Consider the following 19,184-nt stretch of genomic DNA (forward strand, 5'->3'; position numbering starts at 1 on the left):
GGCGCCGGTCACATCACGGCGCCGATCTGCCACGGCACGAATTCCGAGTCGCCATAGCCGAGGTATTCGGACCTTGTGCGTTCGCCAGAAGCCACCCGTAGCAGGGCATCGAAGATCTCCCGCCCCTTGGTCTCCAGCGAGACGCCCTCGAGCATGTCTCCGCAATTGATGTCCATGTCGTCGGTCATCCGGCGATACATCTCGCTATTGGTGGCGAGCTTGAGCGAGGGCGCCGGTTTGCAGCCGAAAGCCGAGCCGCGGCCCGTGGTAAAGCAGATGATGTTGGCGCCGCCGGCCACCTGCCCGGTGGCGGAGACCGGATCGAAGCCGGGCGTATCCATGAACACGAGCCCGTGCGCGCGCACCGGCTCGGCATATTCGTAGACCGCCTGAAGGGCGGCATGGCCGCTCTTGGCCACGGCGCCGAGCGATTTTTCGAGGATGGTGCTGAGCCCGCCGGCCTTGTTGCCGGGCGAGGGGTTGTTGTTCATCTCGGCGCCGTTACGTCCGGTGTAGTCCTCCCACCAGCGCAACCGCTCCATCAGCCGCTCGCCGACGCCGGGGTCGCAGGCCCGGCGCATCAACAGGTGCTCGGCGCCATAGATCTCCGGCGTCTCCGAGAGAATCGAGGTGCCGCCGTCGTGCACCAGCAGGTCCGAGGCGAAGCCGAGCGCCGGATTGGCGGTGAGCGCGGAATAGCCGTCCGATCCGCCGCATTGCAGGCCGAGGACGAGTTCGCTGACCGGGCGGGTCTCCCGCCGGGCCGCCGCCGCGCGCGGCAGCATCTCGCGGACCGTGCCGACGATCTGGTCCACTGTGCGGCGCGTGCCGCCGGTCTCCTGGATGGTCAGGGTGCGGAAGCCATCACTTTCCTCGACGCCGAACTGCTGCTTCATGCGGGCGATCTGCAGCACCTCGCAGCCGAGCCCGACCATGATCACCGCCGCGAAATTGGGATGGCAGGCATAGCCCCATTGGGTGCGGCGCAGGACGTCGAAGCCCTCGCCGCGCTCGGCGAGGCCGCAGCCGGTGCCATGGATGATCGGCACCACTCCGTCGATGCCGGGATAGGCGTCGAGGACGCCGGAGCGCGTGATCGCATCTGCGGCGAAGCGGGCGACGGACGCGGCACAGTTCACCGAGGTGAGGATGCCGATATAGTTGCGCGTGCCGGTGCGCCCGTCACTGCGGCGATAACCCTGGAAGGTGGAGGGAATGCCGGCCGCAAGGCTGCCAGAGGCGGCCAGGGCGGGCAGGCCGCTCCCGTCTTGAGGCAGGGCTGTCGCACTCACATTGTGGACATGGACCCAGTCGCCCGGCGCGATATCGGCGAGCGCGACGCCGATCGGCTGCCCGAACTTGACCAGCGGCTGTCCGCTTACGATCCGGCTCCGCGCCATCTTGTGACCGCGCGGAATCCGCTCGCGCGCCACCACGCCGGCCACTTGACTGCCAGGCTCGATCGCCTCCACCGCGACCACGACGTTGTCCGCCGCGTCGAGCACAATGGTGCGCGGCTCGGCCGCACGGGTGAAGGGAGACAGGTCGCTCATCGCCAGCCAATCGGTTTGCGTTCTCTGATATGCTAATATATCAGTATGGGCATGCCAACCACGAAGAGTCCAGCGACCCGGAAACCAAGCGCGACGGCGACAGGCGGCTCCCTGCGCGCCATACCCGCCTCCGCCCGCATCTATGAGATGCTGCGCGAGCGCATTGTCGGCGGAGAGATGCTGCCGGGGGCGCCGGTATCGGAAAAGGAACTGGCGGAGCGCTACCAGGTGAGCCGCACCCCGGTGCGCGAAGCGCTGCTCCGGCTCGCCGACGAGCGGCTGATCGACATCTTCCCCCAGCGCGGCACCTTCGTTTCCCGCATCAATGTCGAGGCCCTGCGCGACGGCATGGTGATCCGCGAGGCGCTGGAGCGTGTCGCCGTGCGCCGCGCGGCGGCGCAGGTGTCGGACGCGGACATCGCCGAGCTGCGCCTCATCCTGGAGCGGCAGCAGGCGAGCGAGCGGGCCCGCGACTGGGGCGGCTTTCATGCCGGGGACGAGGATTTCCACCGGCGCATCGCCGTGCTGTCCGGCCATCCCAACCTGTGGCGGGTGGCGCGGCAGGAGAAGGTGCAGATCGACCGCTGCCGGGTGCTGCATCTGCCGATTTCCGGCCGGCGCCAGATGGTGATGGACGAGCACCGCGCTATTCTCGACGGGCTGGCGGCACGCGACCCCGACGCCGCCGACCGCGCCATGGCCGAACATCTCGGCAATGTGCTGCCCGGCCTCGACGAATTGCTGCGCGCCCGCCCCGACTATTTCGAGGGCCGGGCGCAGACCACCGGCGCGGGGACGCCGGCGGCGATACCGCTCAATGCCGCGCGCCCCGGCAGGCTCCGGCGATGAGTGTGCCGGCAAGGCTGTCCACCGCTTTCCTGGGGCAGCGTGCGCCGGGCGTCGCCGCGCCCGCCTATGACCGGGCGCAGCGCACCGGCATCGTGCATCTCGGCATCGGCGCGTTCCACCGCGCCCATCAGGCGGTGTTCGTCGACGAGCGGCTGGCGGCCGGCGAGCGGGACTGGGCCATTCTCGGCGCCAGCCTTCGCTCGGCCGAGACGCGCGATGCACTGGCGCCGCAGGACGGCCTCTACACGCTGGTGGAGCGCGATGGCGAGGGCGAGCGGGTGCGGATCATCGGCGCCGTCACCGGCCTCATGGTGGCGCCCGAGGCACCGGCGTTGTTGATCGAGGCGATGAGCGACCCGCTGGTGCGGATCGTCTCGCTGACCGTGACGGAAAAGGGCTATTGCCACGATCCGGCGACGGGCGACCTGCGCGAGGACCACCCGGACATTCTGCATGACCTCGCCCGGCCGGGTCTTCCGCGCAGCGCGCCGGGCTTCCTGGTCGAGGCGCTGGCGCGGCGCCGGGCGGCCGGAATAGCGCCCTTCACCGTGCTGTGCTGCGACAATCTCCCCGCCAATGGGCGGCTGGTCCGCCGTGTGGTGTCCCGGCTCGCGGGCCTGCGCGATGTCGGCCTTGGCGATTTCGTTGCCAGCGACGTCGCCTTCCCCTGCACCATGGTCGACCGCATCGTGCCGGCGACGACCCCTGCCGACCGCGCGGCGGTGGCGGCGCGGCTCGGGCTGGACGATGCCTGGCCGGTGGTGACCGAACCTTTCCGCCAATGGGTGATCGAGGACGATTTCCCGATGGGGCGGCCGGCCTTCGAGGAGGCGGGGGCCGAACTCGTTGCCGACGCCGCGCCCTATGAGGCGATGAAACTGCGCCTGCTCAACGGGGCACATTCCTCGCTCGCCTATCTCGGCTCTCTCGCCGGGCACGAGACGGTGGCGCAGGCTATCGCCGCGCCGGGCTTCGCCGCCTTCATCCGGGGGCTGATGGACGAGGAAGTCACCCCGACCCTCGACGTGCCGGCGCGCACCGACCTCGGCGCCTACAAGAGCGCACTGCTGCGCCGCTTCGCCAACCCCGCGCTGCATCACCGGACCTGGCAGATCGCCATGGACGGCTCGCAGAAGATTCCGCAGCGCCTGCTGGCCACGATCCGCGCCCGCCTCGCCGCCGGCGCGCCGATCTCTCGGCTCGCTCTCGCGCTTGCCGCCTGGATGCGCTTCGTCACCGGCACCGACGAACAGGGGCGCGCTATCGACGTGCGCGATCCGCTGGCGGGGCGCCTGCGCGCGCTTTGCGACGCCGCCGGGCCGGTGCCGGAGGCGCTGGTGCCAGCGCTGCTCGGCGTGCGCGACATCGTCGATGCCGACCTCGCCGCCGACCCGCGCCTCGTCCGCGCGGTGCGCGAGGCGCTGACCACCCTTTACCAGAGCGGCGCCGCGCGTGCGGTCGTCCAGTTCCAGCCGGAGACGTGACGATGAGACAAGGGTGGCGCTGGTTTGGGCCGGGCGATCCGGTGACACTGGACCACGCCCGGCAGGCGGGGGCCAGCGACATCGTCTCGGCGCTGCATCACCTGCCTCCAGCGGTCGCCTGGTCCCGCGCCGAGGTGGAAGAGCGCCGCGCGCTGATCGAGGACAGTCCGGCCGGCCGCAATCCCTTGCGCTGGTCGGTGGTCGAGAGCATCCCGGTCGCCGACGAGATCAAGCGCGAGGGCGCGCGCGCAGGCGCCGCCATCGAAGCCTGGATCGCCAGCCTGGAGGCCGTCGCGGCGGTCGGGCCGCGCGTGGTCTGCTACAATTTCATGCCGGTGCTCGACTGGACCCGCACCGACCTCGACTGGCCGCTGGCGACCGGGGCGAGCGCTCTGCGCTTCGACCAGAACCGCTTCGCCGCGTTCGATCTCTTCGTGCTGAAGCGGCCCGGCGCCGCCGCCGATTACGACACCGAGCAACAGGCGCGGGCGCGCAGGGTCGCCGATTCGCTCAGCGAGGAGGATGTGAGCGCCCTCATCCGCACGGTGCTGGCCGGCTTGCCCGGCGGTACCACGAAAGGCCTCAGCCTCGACGAGTTCGGCGACTGCCTCGGTGCCTATGCAAACATCGACGCCGCGCGGCTGCGCGCCAATCTGATCGCCTTCCTCGAGATCGTCGCCCCGGTCGCGCAGGCGCTGGGGGTAAGGCTGACCATCCACCCGGACGACCCGCCGCGTCCGCTGTTCGGCCTGCCCCGTATTGCCTCGACCCGTGAGGATTTCGAGCAGATTTTTCAAGCGGTTCCATCGCCGGCGAACGGGTTGTGCTTCTGTACCGGAAGCCTCGGGGTGCGCGCCGACAACGACCTGCCGGCGATCGCGACGCGGTTTGCCGGGCGCATCCACTTCGCCCATCTGCGCGCCACGCGACGCGACGCGGACCAGCTCGGCTTCCAGGAGGCCGACCATCTCGACGGCGATGTCGACATGCCCGCCGTGCTCGCCGTGCTGATGGCGGAGAACCGTCGACGCCCCGAAACCGAAAAAATCGTGCTGCGCCCGGACCATGGGCACCGCATGCTGGCCGATCTCGCCGCGGGTGACGTGCGCAATCCCGGCTATACCGCCGCCGGGCGGATGAAGGGGCTGGCGGAATTGCGGGGCATCATGCGCGTGCTCGACCGCCTGCCCGACGAGACTCTCGCCAGCCTTCGCTGAGGCCCGCCGCGCTCGGAACGGAGAAGGCCGCGCTTCCCCGGGGAGGCGCGGCCAACTGCGGGCTCTGCTGCTTTATCAAGCTGCGGACGGGTCCGGCGGCTGCAGCTTCAAGCCGCCGACTTCTTCACCCGCGCCACGATCTGCGTGGGGTTGACGAAGCGCAGCGCCACGACCAGCCAGACCAGCGTGCTGAGCATGTAGATCACCGCCATGGCGTCGATCGACTGCCCCGCGCGCACACCGGCGGCGAAGACGGAGTAGTAGAGCGCGACCACCAGCGTCTGGCTCGACGGCCCGGCGGTGAGGAAGGTCAGCTCGAACATCGACACCGTGCGCACCAGCGCGAGCAGGGTCGCCGCCAATATGCCCGGCACCAGCAGCGGCACCAGCACATGGACGAACAGCCGGCCGGTGCCGGCGCCGAACACCCGCGCCGCCGCCTCCACCTTGGGGTCGATCTGCTCGATGAAGGGGATCATCAATATGACCGTGAACGGCACGGTCGGTACCAGATTGGCGACGATGACGCCCCACATGGTGCCGGCGAGGCCGACCTTGTAGAGCACCGTCGCCAGCGGAATGCCGAAGGTGATCGGCGGCACCAGCAGCGGCAGCAGGAACAGCACGATCACCAGCGGCTTGCCCGGGAAGTCCCGGCGCGCGAGAGCGTAGGCGGCCGGCACGCCGATCAGCGCCGAGAGCAGCACCACCGCGCCGGCGATCTGGAAGGTCACCAGCAGCACGTCGCCAAGCTGGAACTCCCGCCACGCCGAGGCGTACCAGCGCACGGTGAACGCCGCCGGCAGCCAGGAATTGAGCCAGCGCGTGCCGAAGGAGTTGACCACCACGGTGGAGATCATCGCCAGCACGTTGACCACGAAGAAGATGACGAAGGCCCAGACGAGCGTCCGCCACAGACGTTCCAGCGCGCTTTCCATGGGGCTCACCCTTTCCCGCCGCCGGCCGGGCCGTTGTAGAACAGGCCCCGCGCCGTCAGCACCAGGCCGACGAAGCCGAACTGCACCACCGCCATGATCATCGCGATGGCGGAGGCGTAGGAGTAGTCATATTGCTCGAAGGCGGCCTGCGCCGCGGCGAAGGAGATCACCCGCGTCTCGCCGGCCGGCGCGCCCAGCATCACCGCCGAGGGAAACACCGAGAAGGCGTCGACGAAGGCGAGGCAGAAGGTGACCGCCAGCCCCGGCACGATCAGCGGCAGCACGATGTTGAAGAAGCGCTGCCGGGCACGGGCGCCGAGCGTGGCGGCCGCCTGTTCCAGGGCCGGGTCGATGCCGGAGATCATCGACAGGGTGAGCAGGAAGGTGAAGGGAAAGCCGGTGATGACCAGCGAGATGAACACGCCCCAGTAATTGTGTACCAGGCGGATGGGGCGGTCGATCAGGCCGAACAGGATCAGCAGGCGGTTGAGCCAGCCCTGCGGGCCGAGATAGTTCAGCAGTCCCTCGGCCACCAGCACCGTGCCGAGCGTGATCGGCAGCACCAGAATGGTGGTGAGCAGGCGCTGGCGCCGCATGTGGCGCACCTGCATCGCTACCGGCACGGAGAGCGCGATGTTGAGCAGGGTCACCGGCAAAGCCAGCCGCAGGGTGAGCCAGATCGTCCCGTACATGTAGGGGTCGGAGAAGAACTTGGCGTAGTTGCCGAGCCAGCCGCCTTCCTTGGGCGCGAAGGACAGCAGCAGCCCGTAGACGAACGGGTAGACGAACAGCAGCACCACGAACAGCGCCGCCGGCAGGACGAGGAGCGTTACCCCGTCAATGCCGCGGTCGGCCAGCGTGCGCTGTCGGGGGCGGCTGGAGGCGCTCATCCCACGCCCCCCGCCGCATAGACCAGCGTGCGCTCGGCCGGCGCGCCGAGTCGGACGGAGGCGCCGACGTCGAGCGGCGTGTCGGTGCGGAAATAGAGCTCCACCCCGCCCGGCCCGCTCGCCGTGCCGAAATAGGCCTCGCCGCGATATTCGAGCCCCGTCACCTCGGCGCCGATCGGCCCGTCGGCCAGCGGCACGAGGTCGGCCGGGCGGATGGCGACGACCACCCGTTCCCCTTCGACATCCACCGCCTGGCCGCGGATCGGCCCGGCGAAGCCGCAATCGACCTCCACCTCATCGCCCTCGCGGCGCACCAGCCGGCCGGGCAGGGCGTTGCGGAAGCCCATGAACTCGGCGACGTCGGCGTGAAGCGGCCGGCGGTACAGATCCTGCGGCGTTCCCACCTGCCGCACCTCGCCATCGCGCAGCACGACGATGCGGTCGGCGAGCGAGAGCGCCTCGTCCTGGTCGTGGGTGACATAGATGGTGGCCGAGCCGAGCAGGCGGTGGATGCGGCGGATTTCCGCCCGCATCTCCAGCCGCAGCTTGGCGTCGAGATTGGACAGCGGCTCGTCCATCAGCACCAGCGGCGGCTCGACCGCGATGGCGCGGGCGATGGCGACGCGCTGCTGCTGGCCGCCGGAGAGCTGGCCGGGAAGCTTGGCTTCCTGCGAGGTGAGACGCACGACATTGAGCGCCTCGTCCACGCGCCGCTCGATCTCGGCCCTGGGCACGCCGCCCATCTGCAGGCCGAAGCCGACATTGCGGCGGACATTCATGTGCGGGAACAGGGCGTAGTTCTGGAACACCATGCCGAAGCCGCGCTCCTCCGGCTTCAGCGTGTCGATGCGCTTCTCGTCGAGCCAGATCGCGCCGTCGCTGAGCGACAGCAGCCCGGCGAGGCAGTTCAGCGCCGTCGACTTGCCGCAGCCCGAGGGGCCGAGCAGGGCGATGAACTCGCCGCGCTGCACGGTGAGGCTGATCGCCTTCAGCGCATTGTGCGCACCGAAGTTCCGGCTCATGGCGTCGAGCCTGAGCTCGCGAAAGCCGGCGGATGCTATCGCCATCGCGCTTCAATCCTGCTGCTGAAAAGGATGGTCACGACGCTTTCCGGCGGGCCGCCCGGGGGCCGCCCGCCGGCAGCACGTCACTTCTGCATCTTCGCCGAGCCGACCTCACGGTCCCACTTGTCGAACATGGCGACCAGCTCCTTGGCGTCGAGCGGCGCCTCGGTGGGGTAGTCGGCGATCAGCGCCGCATATTCCGGCCGGCCGAACTTCTGGATCGTCTCCTGGCTGTCCTTCGGCGCCATGTCGAGCGTGATGCCCTTGATGGCGGGGCCCGGATACATGTAGCCGTGATCGAACATGTAGGCCTGCTGGGCCGGCTTGAGCAGGAACGCCATCATTTCCAGCACGACCTTGAGCTTCGCCTCGGGAATGCCCTTGGGGATCGCCATGTAGTTGGCATCGCCCACCCAGGTGAAGTTCTTGAAGGTGCCGACCTTATACTCTTCCGGCACGATGCCGAGATAGCGCGGGTTGATGTCCCAGCCGGTGGTGGTGGCGATGATGTCGCGCGTGCCGTTGGCCAGCTCTTTCATCGAGGCGGTGGTGCCGGAGGTGTAGTACTCGATGCAGGTATCGAGTTCCTTCAGATAGGCCCAGGTCTTGTCCCAGCCATTGACCGGGTCCTTGGGGTCCTTGTCGCCGAGCAGATAGGGCAGGCCCATCACGAAAGTGCGGCCGGGGCCGGAATTGGCCGGGCGGGCATACATGAACTTGCCCGGATTGGCCTTGCAATAGGCCAGCAGCGCCTCCGGGGTGTCGGGCACGTCCTTCACCCGGTCGGGCGCGTATTCGAGCAGCGGGCCGGAGGGATACCAGTCGATGACGAAGGCCTGGCCACGGGCCATTTCCTGCATCAGATAGGCGCCGGGTATGTAGAGTTGCTTCAGGTCCGGGAACTTGTCGGCGTATTCCGGCAGGATCTTGAGCCAGAGGCCCTGCTCCATGCCGGCGGCGAGGGCGTCATTGCCGGTCAGCACGAAGTCGATGTCGACCCGGCCGGCCTCCTGCTGCGCCTTCAGCTTGCCGGCGAGTTCGGGCGCCGTCGCCTGGGTGAAGACGAATTTCGAGACCAGCTCGGGATGCTCGGCCTGGAACTTCTCCAGCGCCGGCTGGCTGACCTGCAGGTCGCCGGCGACGTCAATCACATTGATTACCACGGGCTCGGCCATGGCGCCGAAACTGGTCGAGACGAGCAGCGCGCCCGCCGCCAGCAAGCTGGATTTCCAGCGCATAAGGGTCATTCGTTCTCTCCGCTCTGGTTGTTGTCGAACAATCGGCACTGAAAGGTGCGCACTACATGTTCGTCGCTGCCGGCTTCTTGGTGAGCCGGCTTGCGGCGGCACGATCGAGAAAGGCGTGGCAATCGGGATGCTGCTGGAGAATCGAGGCCGGCCACATATTGGTGACGGGGCCCTCCAGCACGTGCTGGACTGCTTCGGCCTTGCGCTCGTCCGGTACGGTGAGGACGACGAGGCGGGCGGAGACGATGCGCTGCACCGTCATCGAGATCGCCTCGGTGGGCACGTCCTCGAAGGTGGGGAACCAGCCCTCGCCGAATTGCTGGCGGCGGCAGCGCTCCTCCAGCTCGACCACCTTGTAGGCGACGGTCGAGGTGAAGTCGGCCGGCGGGTCGTTGAAGGCGAGATGGCCGTTCTCGCCGATGCCGGCGAACATCACGTCGATGGGGTGGGCGTCGAGCAGCGCATTGACGCGGGCCAGCTCGGCGTCGAGGTCGGGGGCGTCGCCGGCGATGAAATGGAAGGCGCCCAGCGTCGGCAGCCTGCCGGTGAAACGCTCCTTGAGATATTTGCGGAAGCTGGCCGGGTGGGTCTCCGGCATGCCGATATACTCGTCGAGATGGAAGGCGGTGACCTTCGACCAGTCGATGTCCGGCAGGGCGACCAGCGCCTCCAGCATCTCGAACTGGCTGGCGCCGGTGGCGATGACGACGGTGGCGGCGCCGCGCGCGGCGATGGTCTCGCGGATCGCCGCCGCGCCGAGGGCGGCGGCTGCCGCGCCATTGGCCGCTTTGGTTTCGTGGCAACGGATGTCAATCATGGTCACTTCCTGCTCGACGGGTCGGGGGTGGCCGCTCCGGTCTCGGCCGGCGGCGTGCCGGAGGCACGGCTGTCCGGCGCGGGGGCCGGGCCGGTGGAACTGCGGATGACGAGTTCGCCGGTGATGACGTGGCTGCCGGTGGGCGGCGCGGGATTGGCGAAGCCGTTCAGCAGCAGGTCGACCGCGTTGGCGCCGGCACGCGCGCAGCGGGCGTTCACGCTGGTCAGCGGCGGGTAGGTGGTGGCGGCGATGATGTCGTCGCAGCCCACCACGCTGAAGTCGCCGGGCACCGAGAGGCCGCGCTCGGCCAGCCCGGCCATGATGCCCTGCGCCACCACGTCGTCGACCGCGAGCGCCGCGGTGACGCCCGCCGCCAGCAGGCCGGCCACGCAATCGCGCCCCGCCTCATGGCTGGGGCGGCCGGCGTCGACCTGCGCCACCGACAGCCCGTGAGCGGTGCCGGCCTGCGCCACGGCGCGGGCGCGCTGCTGGCTCGACCAGGAGGAGCGCGGCGCCCCGACATAGGCGATCGCGCGATGGCCGAGGCCGGCCAGCAGCCCGACAGCGGCGGTGAAGCCGGGGGCGGTGTCGACCAGCACGCGCCCGATGCCCTCCAGCTCGCGGTTGATCACCACCACCGGCTTGCGGGCGGCGTGCTTGCGGATGAGCGGCTCGTCGAGGCGGGGGGAGGCGAGCACGAACCCGTCCACCTGCGCGGCGAGCTTGCCCAGCAGCATGTCTTCCAGATGCGCGGTCTCGTCGGAATCGCCGAGGAAGGTGGCGTAGCCGCGCTTGTAGGCCTGCGCCTGCGCGCCGCGCATCAGCGCCGAGAAGAACGGATTGGCGACATCGGGCAGGATCAGGGCGATGTTGCCGGTGCGGCCGGTCGAGAGCGCCCGCGCCACCTGATTGGGGACATAGCCGAGGCGCAGCGCCGTCCCCAGCACCTTCTCCACCGTCGCCGGGGTCAACAGCTCGGGCTGCGAGAAGGCGCGCGACACCGTCGCCTGCGACACGCCGGCTTCCTGGGCGACCAGCCGGATGGTGGGGGTGGGCTTGGTGTTTGGCGGTCTGGTCACGTTTTGCTCCGATGAAACCGCTTTCATGGGAGAATGAAAGCGGTTTCATCGGGAGTCAATGCTTTCTTTTACGGCGAGGCCGACGCGCTGGCGGCGGGGCGTGCGGGAGGGTGGAAGGCCCGCTCCGGGCGAGGTGCCGGCAGGGCGCGGGAATGGCCCGCCGCGCGCCTCAAGCCGGCGTCAGGCGGCGGCCGGCCCGGTGGACGCCCTGCCCGCGCGGGTCCGCCGGCAACGGGCCGGCATGGCTCGCCCGCCTCACTGGCCGGCCTGGAGGTCCGCCACCTGCTTCTTCAGCGCCTTCACTTCCTGGAAGCGGGGCGTGACGTCGCGCAGCGTGGCCACCATGCCGGTCACCTTGCCCGCCGTGTCCTTCAGCAGGACGATGTTGAACTCCAGCGAAATCCGCCGCCCGTCGCGGGTGAGACCCGGCACGGCGAGGACGTCGCCGGCGCCGTAGCGGCTTTCCCCGGAAGCGACGGTCTCGCGATAGCCCTCCCAGTGGCGGGCGCGGAACGGTTCGGGGATGATGATGTCGAGCGACTGGCCCAGCGCCTCCGGCTCGGAAAAGCCGAAGATGCGCGCCGCGCCGGGGTTCCACAGCACGATGCGGCCTTGCGCGTCGCTGGCGACGATGGCGTCGGCAGCGTTGTCGAGCAGCGCCTCGCCGATCGCCGCGCGGTCGAAGCCCTCAATGGCGCGCGCCTGCCGTGCGGCGTCGCCGGCGGGGGGCGGTACCGCCACCGTGGCGTCCGGTACATCGTCGGCAAACAGGTCCTCCACCGGCCCGAAGAACTCGTAATGCAGCCGCTGCGGCGGCACGCCGGCGCTGGCGAGGCCCGGCACGAAAGTCTGGAGAAAGCCGGGCGGGCCGCACAGGAAATACTCGGCCTCGGAAAGCGGCGTGTGCGCCGTCAGCCATTCCAGGGTGAGATGGCCGGCAATGTCGAAATCGCGCCCCGCCACTTCCTCTAGCCCCGGCCGGGTGTGCAGGAAGGTCGTTCGCACCTTGCCATGGGCGTCGGCAAGCGCGCGCACATGGGCGCCGAACGCCTGCGTGCGGGCGCTCCGGGTGCAGTGGACGAATTGCAGGTCGGCCGCGCGGTGCCGGGCCACGAAGGCCTCCAGCATCGCCACCATCGGCGTCAGCCCCACCCCCGCGCTCACCATCACGATGGGCCGCGCGTCGGTCTCCGGCAGCACGAAGCCGCCATCCGGCGGGGCGATCTCAAGGCGGGTTCCGGGCTGGGCCGCGTCGTGCAGCCATTTCGACACCAGCCCCTCCGGCTCCCGCTTCACCGAGATGCGGTAGGCCGCGCCGTCCGGCGCGGCGGAGATGGTGTAATTGCGCTTCTGCCGCCCGCCGCCCGGCACGTCCGCGAACAGCGTCAGATGCTGGCCGGCTTCATGGGCGGCCGGCGGCAAACCGTCGAGCGGGCGCAGCACGAAGGAGGTGATGACATCGCTTTCCCTGTGGCGGCTCTCGATCACGAAAAGCCGCCGCGCATCGCTGCCCCGCTCCGCCGGCTGGCTGCTGCCTGCGATGTGGTCACGCTTGGTCATGATTTGCCTCCGCTTTAATCATGTATATGCTATATATGTTTACACAGTCTGGAAAGGCTTCAAGGCGACCGCATGCGACTGACCCGCTATTCCGATTTCTCCCTGCGCGTGCTGCTCTATCTCGCGGCGCGGGGCGACCGGCTGTGTTCGATCTCCGAAATGGCGTCGGCCTACGGCATCTCGCACAACCATCTGATGAAGGTGCTGCATGACCTCGGCAAGGCAGGTTATGTGTCGGCAGCGCGCGGGCGAATGGGGGGTTTTCGGCTGGCGCGGCCGGCGTCCGAGATTCAAGTCGGCGCGCTGCTGCGCCACACCGAGGACGATTTCGATCTGGTCGATTGCCCCGGCTGCGCGCTTTCCGCTGGATGCGGTGTCTCGCCGGTTCTGGACGAGGCGATGGTGGCCTTTTTCGCGGTGCTCGACGGCTACACCCTCGCCGACATCATCGAGCGCCGGCACGGCTTTCATCGCCTGATCCTGTCGCTGGCCCCGGCGGATCGGGGTTCCGCTGCCGGCCTGTCATGATCGGCGCGAACGCCGCCGCGCGGCTGGCCTGCCGCCGGTCAAGCCACTCGTCCACGCCCCCCGGCGCGGCCACGTCGTCGCCAGCAGGCGCGGTGCCTCGCCCCGTGCTTCCGATTCTGGCGGGCCGGCCCGTGACCGGCCTCGCTTCACGCACCTCCCGGAGACCGCCGTGCCCGTTCTTCCCCAACTGAAACTGTTCCGGCCGATCCTCGCGGGCGCCAATCTGCGCGACCGCCTGTTCGCCAGCGGCGGGGCTCTGGCCGGAATCGCGCTGACTGGGCTGATCTGCTGGCTTGCCGCCACCGACGCGACGCAAGCGCTCTGGCTGGTTCCCCCCATGGGAGCCTCCGCCGTGCTGCTGTTCGCCGTGCCGGCGAGCCCGATGGCGCAGCCCTGGCCGGCCATTGGCGGCAATACGATCTCGGCGCTGATCGGCGTGCTGGTGGCCCACACCATGCCGCTCTCCGCGCTTGCCGCCGGCATCGCCGTCGGCGGCGCCATCGCCGTCATGTCGCTGCTGCGCTGCCTGCATCCGCCGGGCGGCGCGGCGGCGCTGGTCGGGCTGTTCGCGGGAGCGTCGTCCAGCTATGCGTTTCCGATCTTTCCGGTCGGGCTGAATGCGGCCGTGCTGGTCGGCACCGCCTGGCTCTATCACCGCTTCTCCGGACACAGCTACCCGCACGTCGCGGCCGCGCCGGCTCCGGCGGCGAAGCCGGTGCCCTGGACCTTCAGCCGGGCGGACCTCGCCGCCACGCTCGACGACATCGGCGAGACCTTCGACATCGAGCTGGACGATCTCGAACGGCTGTTGCGCGACATGGAGCAGCGGACGCTGGCGCGCTCCTACCACGAGCTGAGCTGCGCCGAACTCATGTCCACCGGGCTGGTCTCGATCGAGGTGTCGGCCTCCGCCGCTGAGGCGCGCTCGCTTCTCGTTCAGCATGACGTGCGGCGGCTGCCGGTGCTCGGCGAAGGCGGGGCGATCGTCGGCGTCGTCGGGCTGCGCGAACTGGCGGGGCCGGGAGCCTCGGTGCGGGAGGTGATGACCGCGCCCTCCACGGCGCCGCCGCAGAGCGCGGCCATCAGCCTGCTCGACCGTTTCGCGCGCGACCGTGTGCATGCGGTGTTCATCATCGACGAGGCGCGCCGTCCGCTTGGGGTCATCACCGAGGCGGACTGGCTTGCCGTGCTCACGCGTGGGCTCGCATAGGGCCTCAAGCAGCAGGCGAATGCGGTCGGTTCCGCCTTGTCGGCAGTGTCGCGCCGGGGCCGGGGCGGGAGGATGCCGCCGGCTTGACCTCGGGCCGCGCGTGCCTATGCTCGCGGCCGATCATGGTTCTCCGGGTGCCTGCACCCGGGGCTAAGAGGGAATTCGGTGAGGCGTTCCGCGCCGAGGCCGAGGCTGCCCCCGCAACTGTAAGCGGCGAGCTCTCCACCCATCGTCCACTGGCGCCAAGGCAGATGCCGCGCGCCGGGAAGGCCGGGTGGAACCAGCGTCGACCCGCGAGCCAGGAGACCTGCCCTGATCGTGAACGATCTTTCGGGCGGGGTGCTCCGGAGGTTGCCGGCGGGGTGTGGATTTTCGGGTCCGCAGGCGCGCCGGTTCCCTTTGCGCTTCCCGTCTTCCTTCAGGGAAGCGGTGAACCAATGTTCAGGACAGTCTTCGATTCATGCGCGCGGCCGGCCCGTGCTCTCACGCTGGCGCTCGGCCTGCTCGCCGGCCCGGCGCTCGGCGGGGGTGCCATTGCCGCGCCGACGCAGTACCCGCTGACGCTGGAGAATTGCGGCCACCCGGTGGTGATCGAGCACGCGCCCCGGCGCGTGGTCAGCATCGGGCAGGCGCAGACCGAGATCCTCTACGCGCTCGGCCTCGGCGACCGCGTGGTCGCCACGGCGCTGTGGTTCGGCCCGGTCGCCGCGCCCTATGCGGCGGTGAATGCCGGCGTGAAGCGGCTCGCCGACAACGACCCCAGCTTCGAGGCGGTGGTCGGGCAGGAGCCGGATCTCGTGGTCGCCATGTATGAATGGCACATCGGCCCGAACGGCATCGTCGGCAAGCGCGACCAGTTCGAGGGGGTGAAGGTGCCCGCCTATGTCTCGCCGACCGACTGCGTCGGCAAGGACAACACCGGGGCCGGCGACGGTGTGCGCACGCGGATGTATTCGACCGAGCTGCTGTACCGGAACATCCGCGAATATGGCGCGATCTTCGACGTGTCGGCGCGCGCCGAGGCGCTGGTCGCCACCCTGAAGGCGCGCGAGGAAGCCGCCGCCCGCACCGTCGCGAGCCTGAAGGCCAGGGACGTGTCGATGGCGCTGTGGTTCTCCAGCAAGGACATCAAGGGCGACGCCTTCCTCGCCGGCAGGAACGGCGTGCCGGCCTATGTCATGGCCCAGCTCGGCGCGCGCAACATCATCACCACCGACGAGGAATGGCCGCTGGTGGGCTGGGAGACCATCGCCGCCGCCGATCCCGACGTGCTGGTGCTGGTGAAGATGGACCGCCGCCGCTTCCCCGCCGACGACATCGCCGCCAAGCTCGACTTCCTGAAGATCGACCCGGTCGCCAGCCAGCTCTCGGCGGTGAAGAACAACCGGATCGTCATCGTCGATGTCGGCGCCACCCGGCCGGGCATGGACACGGTGGACGGCATCGAGGCGATCGCCCGGGCGGTCGAAGGCTTCGGTCTGGTCAATTGAGCCATCTCGTCATCGGGCCGAACTGGCCGGCGCGGCTTGTCCTCGCCGCCCTCTCCCTGGCCGCGCTGATCTTCGCCATCGCGCTGGCGGTAACGGTGGGCGAGATGGCGATCCCTTTGCCGGTGGCCTTCCGCGCGCTGGGCAACGGGCTGTTCGATCTCGGCTACCCCGTCAGCGCGATCCAGCAGGGGGTGATCTTCGAGTACCGGCTGAGCCGGGCGCTGATGGCGGCGCTGTGCGGCGGCGCGCTCGCGCTTTCCGGCGCCATCCTGCAGGCGCTGCTGCGCAACCCGCTGGCCGAGCCCTATATTCTCGGCGTCTCGGCCGGGGCCTCGACGGGGGCGGTGTGCGTGATGATCCTCGGCTTTGGCGGGGCGACGCTCGGGCTTTCCGGCGGGGCGTTCCTCGGCGCGGTGGCCGCGCTCGTCCTCGTCGCGCTGCTCGCCTCCGGGGCGGGCGGCGCCAGCGACCGGGTGATCCTCGCCGGTGTCGCCGGCTCGCAGCTGTTCAACGCGGCGACCGCGACCATCGTCACCACGCTGGCCAGCGCCGAGCAGGCGCGCGGCGTGATGTTCTGGCTGCTGGGCAATTTCGGTGGCGTGCGTTGGCCCGATCTCCTGGTCGCCGCCCCCCTAGCGCTGCTCGGATTCCTGGTCTGCATGGTCCACGCCAAGGCGCTCGACGCCTTTGCCTTCGGCGCTGATGCGGCAGCCTCGCTCGGGGTGGCGGTGGGGCGGGTGCGCGTCGTGCTGTTCGCGACCACCGCGCTGCTGACCGCCACCATGGTCGCCATCGTCGGCACGGTCGGCTTCGTCGGCCTCGTCATTCCCCATGCCGCGCGCTTCCTGGTCGGGCCGGCCCATGCCCGCCTGCTGCCGGCGTGCCTCGTCATCGGCGGCGTGTTCATGGTTCTCGCCGACATTCTCTCGCGCATTCTCGTGCCGCAGCAGATATTGCCGATCGGCATCGTCACCGCCCTGTTCGGCGCGCCGGCCTTCGCCTTCATCCTCTACCGGGCGAGGCGGCCGGCATGACCCTCGCCACCCATGATGTGCGCTGGGGCGCCGGCGGGCGGATGATCGTCGACGGCGTGACGCTCGACGTCGCGCCGAACCGGGTGCTCGGGCTGATCGGCCCCAACGGCTCGGGCAAGTCGAGCCTGCTGCGCCTGCTCTGCCGGCTGCGCCGGGTGGCGAGCGGGGTGGTGAGTCTCGATTCGCGGGACATCGCCGATCTGCCGCGCCATGAGCTGGCGAAGCGCCTCGCCTTCGTCGAGCAGCAGGCGACCACCGAGGTGCAACTCACCGTGTGCGACGTGGTGCGGCTCGGGCGAACGCCGCATCGCGCCGCCTTTGCCTCCTGGAGCGCCGAGGACGAGCGGGCGGTCGACGCGGCGCTGGCGCGCGTGGGTCTCTCCGAGCGGCACGACCAGCTCTGGCACACGCTCTCGGGCGGCGAGCGCCAGCGGGTCCACATCGCCCGCGCGCTGGCACAGGAGCCGCGCGAACTGATCCTGGACGAGCCCACCAACCATCTCGACATCCGGCACCAGCTCTCCATCCTGGCGCTGGTCCGCCGTCTCAGGCTCACCTGCGTCATCGCCCTGCACGACCTCAACCTCGCCTCGCTGTTCTGCGACGAGATCGCCGTGCTGCATGAGGGGCGGCTGGTGGCGGCAGGGATGCCGGCAAGCGTGCTGACGCCGGAACGGATCGCGCGGGTATTCGGGATCGCGGTCGAGATCCGGTGCGACGAGGCCGGGCATCGCCATATCGCCTATGTCATGGATCATGAACCGGGAACGTGACGCGCGGCGCCGGCCGGCGGATGCAGAAATCGATTCCCTGAGCTTTTTCGCGGAGGCCATTTCGGCATTTCGCACGTAATAGCTGCGGATGCCGTGTCCGCGCGACCGAACCTGTCGGCGCGCCGTACCGGCCTGTATGCTGTAGTGCGAGCCGCGGGAGCCCGTCTTGAATCGTCGCGAAGTACCGACCGATCCACTTTCCGCCCTTTATGAGCCGATTCTGCGGCACGGCAAGGCGCCCTTTGTCGTCGCCCAGCTCGGCCAGTCGCTGGACGGGCGGATCGCCACGCCGACGGGAAAGTCGCGCGATATCAACGGTGTTTCCGGACTGGACCACCTGCACCGGCTGCGGGCCCTGGCCGATGTGGTGGTCGTCGGCGTCGGCACCATCATGGCCGACGACCCCCAGCTCACCACCCGCCGCGTGCCCGGACGCAGCCCGGCGCGGGCGGTCATCGACCGCACCGGTCGGTCGCCGCGCGACGCCAAATGGCTGCGGGACGATGGATGTCACCGGATTGTGTTCTCGGAAAACGCGGCGGGATGGCCGGACCAGGTCGACCGTATCGGCGCCGATGGCGCGCCGGACCTGTTCGAGCCGGAAAGGCTGCTCGCCGCGCTGGTGGCGCGCGGGCACCGGACCATCCTGATCGAGGGCGGGGCGTCGACCATCTCCCGGTTCATCGATGCCGGGCTGGTCGACCGTTTGCATATCTGCCTCGCCCCGATCATCCTCGGCTCGGGGCGGCCGGGCCTGGAACTGAAGCCCATCGACGGCATCGAGGACGCCTTGCGCCCACGGTCACGGACCTTTCTTCTCGACGACGGCAATATTCTCTGCGACTGCGACCTTCGCAGCGCCGAAACGGGGGCGGAACATGCCGGTCTTTGACGAAAGCAGTGCCGTGCCGGCCCGCTATGGCTTCACCGCCCGCCTGCTGCACTGGATGGTGGCCATCTTTGTCGTATGCCTGATTCCGCTCGGGCTCTACATGGTCGCGCGCGGCGAGGCGACCAATTTCGATGCCCTGACCGGCTCGCTCTACAGCCTGCACAAGCTGCTCGGCTTCCTCGTGCTCTGGCTCATCGTGCTGCGGGTGCTGGTCCGGCTGCGGCGCGGCGCGCCACCGCCGGTGGTGACGCTGACCCCGGTCGAGCGGCTGGTGTCGGGTGCCGTCCATGCCGGGCTGTACCTCCTGCTGCTCGTCGTGCCGCTGCTGGGCTGGGCCGGCGTGTCCGCCTATCCGGCGCTGGATGTGTTCGGCCTGTTCAACCTGCCGGCCATCCTGCCGCCGGACGAGCCGCTGGCGAACCGCATCCTCGGCCTGCACGGGCTGCTGGCGCAGCTTCTCGGCCTGCTCGCCCTCCTGCACATCGCCGCCGCGCTGTTCCATCGGTTCGTCAAGCGCGACGGCGTGATGCGGCGGATGTGGCCGCTGAACTGACCCTGC

Annotated in this window: 18 protein-coding genes and 1 riboswitch; of the genes, 10 read left to right on the plus strand and 8 right to left on the minus strand. The window is 69.6% G+C overall.

Going from position 1 to position 19,184, the window contains the following annotated elements; genetic code table 11:
* Positions 1-8: 8 nt before the first annotated feature.
* Positions 9-1,553 carry a UxaA family hydrolase gene (locus KHC23_RS19795; RefSeq protein WP_213375034.1) on the minus strand — a complete coding sequence of 515 codons (1,545 nt, stop codon included), beginning with the start codon at positions 1,551-1,553 and terminating at the stop codon, positions 9-11.
* A 51-nt stretch (positions 1,554-1,604) separates the two neighbouring features.
* On the opposite strand from KHC23_RS19795, the gene KHC23_RS19800 reads away from it, so the two are divergent.
* Genes KHC23_RS19800 through uxuA form a run of 3 tightly spaced genes read left to right on the plus strand, consistent with a single transcriptional unit; the run spans position 1,605 to position 5,103 of the window.
* Entirely contained in the window at positions 1,605-2,402 is a 798-nt protein-coding gene (locus tag KHC23_RS19800) for a GntR family transcriptional regulator (RefSeq protein ID WP_246544792.1), read from the plus strand.
* Positions 2,399-3,886, plus strand: coding sequence for a mannitol dehydrogenase family protein (locus KHC23_RS19805; protein ID WP_213375035.1), 1,488 nt, complete (start codon positions 2,399-2,401; stop codon positions 3,884-3,886). Before KHC23_RS19800 ends, KHC23_RS19805 begins: the two co-directional genes overlap by 4 nt.
* 2 nt (positions 3,887-3,888) lie before the next feature.
* A complete protein-coding gene (gene uxuA, locus KHC23_RS19810) occupies positions 3,889-5,103 on the plus strand; it encodes a mannonate dehydratase (RefSeq protein WP_213375036.1) in 1,215 nt (404 codons plus the stop codon).
* 107 nt (positions 5,104-5,210) lie between these two features.
* Here uxuA and KHC23_RS19815 read toward each other — a convergent pair whose 3' ends face one another.
* From KHC23_RS19815 to KHC23_RS24795, 7 genes are all read right to left on the minus strand, one after another.
* Complete coding sequence (locus KHC23_RS19815) at positions 5,211-6,041, minus strand: ABC transporter permease (protein WP_213375037.1); 831 nt, start codon at positions 6,039-6,041, stop codon at positions 5,211-5,213.
* 5 nt (positions 6,042-6,046) lie between these two features.
* Positions 6,047-6,931: an ABC transporter permease gene (locus KHC23_RS19820; protein WP_213375038.1), complete on the minus strand. Its 885-nt coding sequence runs from the start codon at positions 6,929-6,931 to the stop codon at positions 6,047-6,049.
* Positions 6,928-7,998 (minus strand): ABC transporter ATP-binding protein, encoded by a 1,071-nt coding sequence (locus KHC23_RS19825; protein ID WP_213375039.1) that lies wholly within the window; start codon positions 7,996-7,998, stop codon positions 6,928-6,930. The genes KHC23_RS19820 and KHC23_RS19825 overlap by 4 nt, the downstream gene beginning before the upstream one ends.
* 80 nt (positions 7,999-8,078) lie before the next feature.
* Positions 8,079-9,242 carry an extracellular solute-binding protein gene (locus KHC23_RS19830; protein WP_213375040.1) on the minus strand — a complete coding sequence of 388 codons (1,164 nt, stop codon included), beginning with the start codon at positions 9,240-9,242 and terminating at the stop codon, positions 8,079-8,081.
* A gap of 52 nt (positions 9,243-9,294) precedes the next feature.
* Positions 9,295-10,059 carry a glucosamine-6-phosphate deaminase gene (locus KHC23_RS19835; RefSeq protein ID WP_213375041.1) on the minus strand — a complete coding sequence of 255 codons (765 nt, stop codon included), beginning with the start codon at positions 10,057-10,059 and terminating at the stop codon, positions 9,295-9,297.
* Between the two features lie 2 nt (positions 10,060-10,061).
* The gene (locus KHC23_RS19840; protein ID WP_213375042.1) at positions 10,062-11,165 is read right to left on the minus strand and encodes a LacI family DNA-binding transcriptional regulator; all 1,104 of its coding nucleotides are present in this window, start codon (positions 11,163-11,165) and stop codon (positions 10,062-10,064) included.
* A 228-nt stretch (positions 11,166-11,393) separates the two neighbouring features.
* Positions 11,394-12,698: a PAS domain S-box protein gene (locus KHC23_RS24795; RefSeq protein ID WP_213375043.1), complete on the minus strand. Its 1,305-nt coding sequence runs from the start codon at positions 12,696-12,698 to the stop codon at positions 11,394-11,396.
* 72 nt (positions 12,699-12,770) lie between these two features.
* Between KHC23_RS24795 and KHC23_RS19850 the strand changes: the two genes are divergently transcribed.
* The 7 genes from KHC23_RS19850 (at position 12,771) to KHC23_RS19880 (ending at position 19,178) form a co-directional block, all read left to right on the plus strand.
* On the plus strand, positions 12,771-13,226 hold the full coding sequence (locus tag KHC23_RS19850; protein ID WP_213375044.1) for an RrF2 family transcriptional regulator: 456 nt from the start codon (positions 12,771-12,773) through the stop codon (positions 13,224-13,226).
* A gap of 169 nt (positions 13,227-13,395) precedes the next feature.
* Positions 13,396-14,436: an HPP family protein gene (locus KHC23_RS19855; RefSeq protein ID WP_271188658.1), complete on the plus strand. Its 1,041-nt coding sequence runs from the start codon at positions 13,396-13,398 to the stop codon at positions 14,434-14,436.
* Positions 14,437-14,542: 106 nt separating this feature from the next.
* A riboswitch (cobalamin riboswitch) is annotated at positions 14,543-14,765 on the plus strand.
* A gap of 108 nt (positions 14,766-14,873) precedes the next feature.
* Entirely contained in the window at positions 14,874-15,926 is a 1,053-nt protein-coding gene (locus KHC23_RS19860) for an ABC transporter substrate-binding protein (RefSeq protein ID WP_213375045.1), read from the plus strand.
* Positions 15,923-16,960: a FecCD family ABC transporter permease gene (locus KHC23_RS19865; RefSeq protein ID WP_213375046.1), complete on the plus strand. Its 1,038-nt coding sequence runs from the start codon at positions 15,923-15,925 to the stop codon at positions 16,958-16,960. The genes KHC23_RS19860 and KHC23_RS19865 overlap by 4 nt, the downstream gene beginning before the upstream one ends.
* Complete coding sequence (locus KHC23_RS19870; RefSeq protein ID WP_213375048.1) at positions 16,957-17,733, plus strand: ABC transporter ATP-binding protein; 777 nt, start codon at positions 16,957-16,959, stop codon at positions 17,731-17,733. The genes KHC23_RS19865 and KHC23_RS19870 overlap by 4 nt, the downstream gene beginning before the upstream one ends.
* Positions 17,734-17,899: 166 nt before the next feature.
* Positions 17,900-18,625 carry a RibD family protein gene (locus KHC23_RS19875; RefSeq protein ID WP_213375050.1) on the plus strand — a complete coding sequence of 242 codons (726 nt, stop codon included), beginning with the start codon at positions 17,900-17,902 and terminating at the stop codon, positions 18,623-18,625.
* Positions 18,612-19,178: a cytochrome b gene (locus KHC23_RS19880; protein WP_213375052.1), complete on the plus strand. Its 567-nt coding sequence runs from the start codon at positions 18,612-18,614 to the stop codon at positions 19,176-19,178. The genes KHC23_RS19875 and KHC23_RS19880 overlap by 14 nt, the downstream gene beginning before the upstream one ends.
* Positions 19,179-19,184 lie beyond the last annotated feature (6 nt).

This window comes from Ancylobacter dichloromethanicus (genome assembly GCF_018390645.1).
GTDB lineage: Bacteria > Pseudomonadota > Alphaproteobacteria > Rhizobiales > Xanthobacteraceae > Ancylobacter > Ancylobacter dichloromethanicus.